Source organism: Brevundimonas sediminis (assembly GCF_048799765.1).
Taxonomy (GTDB): Bacteria; Pseudomonadota; Alphaproteobacteria; order Caulobacterales; family Caulobacteraceae; genus Brevundimonas.
The window spans coordinates 39,752-47,652 of record NZ_JBLYQK010000020.1 but is presented as its reverse complement, the minus strand read 5'-3'; the positions used below and the strand labels follow the sequence as shown (position 1 = coordinate 47,652).

Here is a 7,901-nt window from a genome sequence, read left to right as displayed (position 1 = left end):
GACCGGCTGGCCGTCCAGGCCTTCGCCGCCGCCGACCGCGCCGAGCCGCTGAAGGGCGCGCAGGCGCTGGACGCCGCCTATGCCGCCCGCCGCGCCGGGCAGGACCCGGACGCCATCAGATGGCTGGAACAGGGGGCGCGCACCCTGCCCGCCGACCAGCTGACGCCGCAGCGCCGCCACGAGATCGGCCGCGAGCTTCAGACGCTGGAGCATCGCATCGGCGGCACGGCCACCGTCTCGACAGGCCCGGCGGACAGCGCCGCGACCCTGCTCAACAACGGCGGCGATCAGGTGACCCAGGTCGGCGGCGAGGTCTGGGCCCGCGTCGGCGGCGACAACAACGGCCGCCCGGTCCAGGTCTTCGCCCGCGCTTATCAGACGCTGGACGCCGACACCGGCCCCACCGGCGGCGAGAGCACGCAAGGCTGGGTCGGCGTGCGCTGGAAGCCCTTCACCGAGACCAATCTGTCGCTGGAGGCCAGCCGCCTGATCGCCATCGGCGACGCGGCGCGGGACGACACCATGCTGCGCGCCGCCTGGTCGGCGGACGTGGGCGGCGATCTGCGCTACGACCGCGACAGCTGGCCCTCAGCCCACGTCTATGTGGACGCGGCTCGCCTGCTGGAGGACGAGCAGACCTATGTGGTCGCCGACGCCAACCTGGGCTGGACCTGGGTGACGAGCAAGAGCCGCCGCGACACGCTCACCGCCGGGGTGGGCGTGCGCGCCGACTACGACAGCCTGCGGGCCGAGGAATGGGCCGTCGCCGCCGGCCCCCGCGTCGCCTGGCGCCATTGGATGGGCGGCGATGACCTGCGCGCGCCGGGAAGCTATCTGGATGTTTCGCTGGGGTACTATGTGCCCATCGGCGACGGCCCGCGAGATGAGGGGATCGTGGCGGCGGTGACGGTGGGGTTCTAGCCGTCAGGGCGGAGTTCGATCAGGACCTCGCCCTCAGCCAGCCTTTTCTCAGCTTCGACCCAAACCGCCTCGATCCGACTGAGCAGGTCGGCGTTGGTGCAGTTGCCGAACCTGATCCAAATCAACCGCGCGCCTGCGGGGTGTCGGTCAGGGCGAGGAAGTCCTCATCCCGGCTGATGACGACAGCATTGTCACGACAGGCCTCCGCCCAGATCACGCCATCTGCCGCGGCGCTCAGTCCAAGATCACGAGCGTGAACGGCGTCACATCCCCGGGCCCTCAGCACTTCCGCCAGACGCGGCGGAAGCTGCTGATCGACCAGGAACCTCACGCGGCAGTGACGACCGCGTGGTCCACCTCCCTCGCCGCATAGGCGAGGCAGGCGGAGATATCCTCCGCCTCGAGGTCGGGGTGATGTTCGAGGATCGACGCCGGAGTCTCTCCCGCCGCCAGCATGCCAAGGACATCGCTGACGCGGATGCGCAGCCCCCGGATACAGGGGCGTCCCCCGCACTGATCGGGGCGAACAGTGATGCGGTCGAGATCGCTCATGCGCTCAGTATGGCGCAAAGCGACGCGGTCAGAAAATCGAGGCTATGCCTCAATCCTCATCCATCTTCAGCGCCGCGATGAAGGCTTCCTGCGGGATTTCGACCTTGCCGAACTGCCGCATGCGCTTCTTGCCTTCCTTCTGCTTCTCCAGAAGCTTCTTCTTCCGGGTGGCGTCGCCGCCGTAGCATTTGGAGGTCACGTCCTTGCGCAGGGCGCGGACGGTTTCGCGGGCGATGATCTTGCCGCCGATGGCGGCCTGGATCGGGATCTGGAACATGTGCGGAGGGATCAGCTCCTTCATCTTCTCGACCATGCCGCGGCCGCGGGTCTCGGCGCGGGTGCGGTGAACCAGCATCGACAGGGCGTCGACCGGCTCGGCGTTGACCAGGATGGACATCTTCACGAGGTCACCGGTCTTGTATTCCGTGATCTCGTAGTCGAACGAGGCGTAGCCCTTCGAGATCGACTTCAGGCGGTCGTAGAAGTCGAACACGACCTCGTTCAGCGGCAGTTCGTAGACGACCATGGCGCGGGCGCCGACCCAGGTCAGTTCCTTCTGCTCGCCGCGACGGTCCTGGCAGAGCTTGATGACGCCGCCGAGGTATTCCTCCGGCGTCATGATGGTGGCCTTGATCCACGGCTCCTCGATCTCGAGGATCTGCATGACGTCGGGCAGGTCGGCCGGGTTGTGCAGGTCGATGGTCGTGCCGTCGCGCTGCTTGATCTTGTAGACGACCGAGGGGGCCGTCGCGATCAGGTCGAGATTGAACTCGCGGCTGAGACGCTCCTGGATGATCTCCAGATGCAGCAGGCCGAGGAAGCCGCAGCGGAAGCCGAAGCCGAGGGCGGCCGAGCTCTCCATCTCATAGGTGAAGGAGGCGTCGTTCAGGCGCAGGCGGGCGATGGCCGCGCGCAGGTCCTCAAAGTCGGCGGCGTCCACCGGGAAGAGGCCGCAGAAGACCACTGACTGGACTTCCTTGAAGCCCCTGAGCGGTTCGGCGGTCGGCTTCTTCTCGTCGGTGATGGTGTCGCCGACGGCGGCGTGGGCGACTTCCTTGATCTGGGCGGTGATGAAGCCGACCTCGCCCGGGCCGAGCTGGTCGACCGGGGTGTTCTTGGGCAGGAAGACGCCGACGCGGTCGACCAGGTGGGTCGAGCCATTCTGCATGAATTTCACGCGCTGGCCGGCCTTCAGCGTGCCGTCGAAGACGCGGACCAGCAGCACGACGCCGAGGTAGGGGTCGTACCAGGCGTCGACCAGCATGGCCTTCAGCGGCGCGTCGAGATCGCCCTTCGGCGCCGGGAGGCGGGTGACGATGGCCTCGAGCACCTCCTCGATGCCGATGCCCGACTTGGCCGAGGCCATGACGGCCTCGGAGGCGTCGATGCCGATGACGTCCTCGATCTGGGCCTTGACCCGCTCGGGCTCGGCGGCGGGCAGGTCGATCTTGTTCAGGACCGGCACGATCTCGTGGTTGTTGTCGATCGCCTGATAGACGTTGGCCAGGGTCTGGGCCTCGACGCCCTGGGAGGCGTCGACGACCAGCAGCGAGCCTTCGCAGGCGGCCAGCGAGCGCGAGACCTCATAGGCGAAGTCGACGTGGCCGGGCGTGTCCATCAGGTTCAGGACGTAGTCGAGCCCGTCCTTGGCCTTGTAATTGAGGCGCACGGTCTGCGCCTTGATGGTGATGCCGCGCTCTTTCTCGATGTCCATGTTGTCCAGCACCTGGGCGGACATTTCACGCGCGGTCAGGCCGCCCGTGTACTGGATCAGGCGGTCGGAGAGCGTGGACTTGCCGTGGTCGATGTGGGCGACGACGGAGAAGTTGCGGATGCGTTCGATCGGGGTGGTCGGCATGGTCCGGCGCGCCTAGCACGACAGGCGGGAAAGCGCCAACGGAACGGCGAAATCAACTGTCTCCGCCACTGATTTCGTTACGGATTACGAACTCGTAAGGCGCCGCTTTGAGGTTTCCGACCGGCCGGGGAACCGCTATTCAACGACGGATGACAACCGGACGCCCGCAAAGGCGTTCATTTGCCCGGCCGCGGCCTCCCGCGCGGCCGCCAAGGGGATCGCACGTGCCGAACATGCTTCGCAGCCGCTGGACCATCGCCGCCCTCCTGATGACGACCGCCCTGGGCGTCGCATCCTGCAAGAAGCCGGAGGAGGCCGCAGCGCCCTCCCGCCAGACGGTGACCGCCGCGACGGTGACGCAGGTCGCCCTGCCCCGCACGGTGACCGCCTCGGGCAGCGTCTCGGCCTGGGAAGAGGTGCCGGTCGGCGCCGAGACCGGCGGACTGGTCGCCACCGGCGTCTTCGTGGACGAGGGCAGCTGGGTCCGGCAGGGCCAGCCGCTGGTGCAGCTGAACGACGCCCTCCTGCGCGCCCAGCTGCGCCAGCAGGAGGCGCAGGTGCAGACCGCGCGGGCCAACACCGCCCGCGACGACGCCGCCCTGGCCCGGGCGCAGGAGCTGAAGGAGCGGGGCTTCCTGAGCCAGGCCTCGCTGGACACGGCCCTGGCCAACCAGCGGTCGTCGCAGGCCAGTCTGGCGGCGGCGCTGGCGGCCCTGTCGGAGACCCAGACCCGGCTGAACCAGAGCGTCATCCGCGCGCCCGTGGCGGGCCGCATCATCAGCCGCAGCGTGACCCGCGGCCAGATCGTCGCCGCCGGAACCGAGCTGTTCCGCATGGTGCGCGACGGCCGTCTGGAGCTGGACGCGCAGGTGCCCGAGACGGAACTGCCGCTGGTCGCCGCCGGCCAGACCGCGACCATCGTCTCGGATCAGAACGGCAGCACCACGGGCTCGGTCCGGATCGTGACGCCGGAGGTCGACCCGCAGACCCGTCTGGGCGTGGCCCGGATCACCCTGTCCCCGAGCTCGGCGCTGAAGCCGGGCAATTTCGCCCGCGCCACCATCAACGTCGGCGCGGCCCCCGCCCTGATCATTCCGGCGGCCGCCGTCGTGTTCCGCGAGGGCAAGCCGGGCGTCTATGTGATCGGCCAGAACAACGCCGTGCACTTCACCCTGGTCGAGACGGGCGCACGCAGCGGCGACAACGTCGCCGTGACCGGCGGCCTTCAGGCCGGGCAGCGGGTGGTGGTCTCGGGCGCCGGCTTCCTCGGCGACGGCGACCTGGTCACGATCGGACAGCCGGCGCGTCCGGCGATGACGGCCAACCAGTAGGCCGCCGCCATGAATTTCCAGAACATCTCGTCCTGGTCGATCCGGAACCCGATCCCGATCGTCCTGCTGTTCATCGTCCTCACGATCGCGGGGCTCAGCAGCTATTTCAAGCTGCGGACCAACAACTTCCCCGACGTCGACCTGCCGGTGGTGGCCGTCACGGTGGTCCAGTCGGGCGCCGCGCCGACCGAGATGGAGACCCAGGTCACCCGCCTGGTCGAGGACTCCGTCGCGGGCCTGGGCCAGGTCAAGCACATCACCTCGACGGTCAATGAGGGGGTGTCGACCACCTCGATCGAATTCCAGCTGGGCGTGGAGCTGGAAAAGGCCACCAACGACGTCCGGAACGCGGTGTCCGGCATCCGCCAGAACCTGCCCGCCGACGTTCAGGAACCCATCGTCCAGCGCATCGAGTTCACGGCGATCCCCTTCGCCAACTATGTGGTGCGGGCGCCGGGCATGAGCCCCGAGGAGCTGAGCTGGTTCGTCGACAACACCGTCGCCAAGCGGCTGCTGTCGGTGAAGGGCGTCAGCCAGGTCAGCCGTGACGGCGGCGTGAGCCGGGAAATCCGCATCAAGCTGGACCCGGCCCGGCTTGAGGCTGCGGGCGTCACGGCCGCGGCGGTGTCCAACCAGCTGCGCACCCAGAACATCAACCTGCCCGGCGGCCGGGGCGAGATCGCCGGACGCGAGCAGGCGATCCGCACGGTCGGCTCGGCGAAGTCGGTCGAACAGCTGCGCGAGACCCTGATCCCGGTCGGGTCGCGGAGCGTGCGGCTGGGCGACCTGGGCGAGGTGACCGACGAGTGGTCGGAGCAGCGCGGCCGCGCCCGCTTCAACGGCCAGGAGGTCGTCGGCTTCGGCATTTCACGCGCCATCGGCTCGTCGGAGGTCGGCGTGTACCACGCGACCCAGGACGCCATCGCCGCACTGGACGCCGAGCGCGCCGACGTGACGATCGAGGAGGTGGCCAACACCACCGATGACGTCATCAACAATTTCCACGCCTCGGTCGAAGCCCTTGTGCTGGGCGCCCTGCTGGCCGTGGCCGTCGTCTTCGTCTTCCTTCGGGACTGGCGGGCGACCCTGATCGCCGCCGTCGCCATGCCGCTGAGCCTGATCCCGACCTTCTGGGTCATGGACCTGATGGGGCAGTCGCTGAACGTGGTGTCCCTGCTGGCCCTGTCGCTGACGGTCGGCATCCTCGTCGACGACGCCATCGTGGAGATCGAGAACATCGTCCGGCATATCCGCGACGGGAAGGCGCCCTATCCGGCCGCCATCGAGGCGGCGGACGAGATCGGCCTGGCGGTGATGGCAACCACGGCGACGCTCGTGGCGGTGTTCGCCCCGACCGGCTTCATGCCGGGCATCGTCGGCCAGTTCTTCGTCAGCTTCGCCATCGCCGCCTGCGTCAGCGTGCTGTTCTCCCTGCTGGTGGCGCGGACCCTGACGCCGCTGATGGGCGCCTATCTGCTGAAGCGCGACCAGGGCAAGGAGCACAAGGACCCGTTCTGGATGGGCCCGTACCTGCGTGCGCTGGAGTGGGCGCTGGGCGATCGCGGCAAGACGGTTCCCGGCGAGCCGGTCGCGCCGCCGCGCCGCAAGCCGCCCTTCCTGAAGCGGGTCCGCGCGCGCTTCTGCGATCACCGGCTGTGGGTGATGGGTATGGGCGCCGCCTTCTTTGTCGGCTCCCTGGTCCTGGCGGCCTTCCTGCCGAGCGAGTTCATCCCGGTCGAGGACCAGTCGCGCTCGTCGCTGACGATCCAGCTGCCGCCCGGCACCACCCTGGATGAAACCGACGCCGCCGTGCAGCGGATCAATACCGAGCTGATGAAGCGGCCGGAGGTGCGCTCCGTCTATTCCTCGATCGGGTCGGCCACGGTCAGCTTTGGACCGGGCGGCGGCGGCGGTGCGGGCGAGGTGCGCAAGGCCTCCCTGACCGTCAACCTGGTCCCGCGCGCGGACCGCAGCATCAGCCAGCAGGCATTCGAACAGAGCTTCGGCCCGGTGCTGCGCGCCATCCCGGGCGCCCGCAGCCAATTCGGCGCCGCCGGCGCCGGCGGCTCCGGCCTGATCGCCATCGCCCTGGTCAGCGACGACCCGGCGGCGCTGGAACAGGCCTCGGCCGAGGTCGAGCGCGGCATGCGCGACATCAAGGGCGTGGCCAACGTCATCTCCTCCTCGGCGCTGGTGCGACCGGAAATCCTGATCACGCCCAAGGCAGACATCGCCGCCCTGCAGGGGGTCTCGACCCAGGACATCAGCCAGGTCGCCCGCGTGGCCACCCTGGGCGACGCCGACCAGCTGCTGCCCAAGTTCAACCTGGGCGACCGTCAGGTGCCGATCCGCGTCATGCTGCGCGAGGAGGCCCGGACCGATCTCGCGATCCTGGAGAACCTGAAGGTGCCGACCGCATCGGGCGGCGCGGTTCCCCTGTCCGCGGTGGCCGACATCGGCTTCGGCGCCGGTCCGAACCAGATTGACCGTCTGGACCGCCGCCGGGTGTCGAACATCACCGCCGAGATCAGCGGCACGACCTTCAGCGAGGCGACCAAGGCGATCGACGAACTGCCGGCGATGCAGAACCTGCCCGAGGGCGTGGAGCAGCAGCTGACCGGCGACGCCGAGAGCAACGCCGAACTGGGCGCCGGATTCGCCTTCGCGATCGTGACGGGCATCCTGCTGATGTATGTGGTGCTGGTGCTGCTGTTCGGCAGCTTCTTCCACCCGATCACCATCCTGGCGGCGCTGCCGGTGTCCTTCGGCGGGGCCTTCTTCGCCCTGCTGATCACCGGAAAGTCGATGTCCATGCCGGCCCTGATCGGCATCATCATGCTGACCGGGATCGCGGCGAAGAACTCCATCCTGCTGGTCGACTATGCGATCATGGCCATGCGGGACGGCATGACCAAGCGCGAGGCCCTGATGGACGCCGCCCACAAGCGGGCGCGGCCGATCATCATGACCACCTTCGCCATGGGGCTGGGCATGCTGCCCATCGCCGCCGCGCTGGGCGAAGGCACCGCCTTCCGCTCGCCGATGGCCATCGCCGTGATCGGCGGCCTGATCACCTCGACCGCGCTGAGCCTGCTGTTCGTGCCGGTGGTGTTCAGCCTGATCGACGGGGCGAAGACCCGGCTGGAGCGGCGCATGGCCAAGCTGTTCCATGCCCAGCGGGGGCATCATGAGGACGACGCGCCGGCGGCGGAGTGACGTCCCTTGTCGGCTGGTGGCCG

General features: G+C 68.8%; 6 protein-coding genes. 3 read left to right on the top strand and 3 right to left on the bottom strand.

Annotation, left to right across the window (positions count from 1 at the left end; genetic code table 11):
- On the top strand, positions 1-921 hold a 921-nt coding region (locus ACLQ7T_RS11755; protein WP_420479599.1), incomplete at its 5' end, for an NfrA family protein.
- A 121-nt stretch (positions 922-1,042) separates the two neighbouring features.
- Here ACLQ7T_RS11755 and ACLQ7T_RS11750 read toward each other — a convergent pair.
- The 3 genes from ACLQ7T_RS11750 to lepA are packed head-to-tail and all read right to left on the bottom strand — an operon-like array spanning position 1,043 to position 3,331.
- Positions 1,043-1,252, bottom strand: coding sequence for a DUF5615 family PIN-like protein (locus ACLQ7T_RS11750; protein WP_420479598.1), 210 nt, complete (start codon positions 1,250-1,252; stop codon positions 1,043-1,045).
- On the bottom strand, positions 1,249-1,473 hold the full coding sequence (locus ACLQ7T_RS11745; protein ID WP_420471322.1) for a DUF433 domain-containing protein: 225 nt from the start codon (positions 1,471-1,473) through the stop codon (positions 1,249-1,251). The genes ACLQ7T_RS11750 and ACLQ7T_RS11745 overlap by 4 nt, the downstream gene beginning before the upstream one ends.
- Positions 1,474-1,522: 49 nt before the next feature.
- Positions 1,523-3,331: a translation elongation factor 4 gene (gene lepA / locus ACLQ7T_RS11740; RefSeq protein ID WP_420479597.1), complete on the bottom strand. Its 1,809-nt coding sequence runs from the start codon at positions 3,329-3,331 to the stop codon at positions 1,523-1,525.
- 233 nt (positions 3,332-3,564) lie between these two features.
- Here lepA and ACLQ7T_RS11735 point away from each other — a divergent pair, with 233 nt between their 5' ends.
- Both ACLQ7T_RS11735 and ACLQ7T_RS11730 read left to right on the top strand, forming a co-directional pair.
- Positions 3,565-4,662 (top strand): efflux RND transporter periplasmic adaptor subunit, encoded by a 1,098-nt coding sequence (locus ACLQ7T_RS11735; protein WP_420479600.1) that lies wholly within the window; start codon positions 3,565-3,567, stop codon positions 4,660-4,662.
- A 9-nt stretch (positions 4,663-4,671) separates the two neighbouring features.
- Positions 4,672-7,878 carry an efflux RND transporter permease subunit gene (locus ACLQ7T_RS11730; protein ID WP_420479596.1) on the top strand — a complete coding sequence of 1,069 codons (3,207 nt, stop codon included), beginning with the start codon at positions 4,672-4,674 and terminating at the stop codon, positions 7,876-7,878.
- Positions 7,879-7,901: the final 23 nt, after the last annotated feature.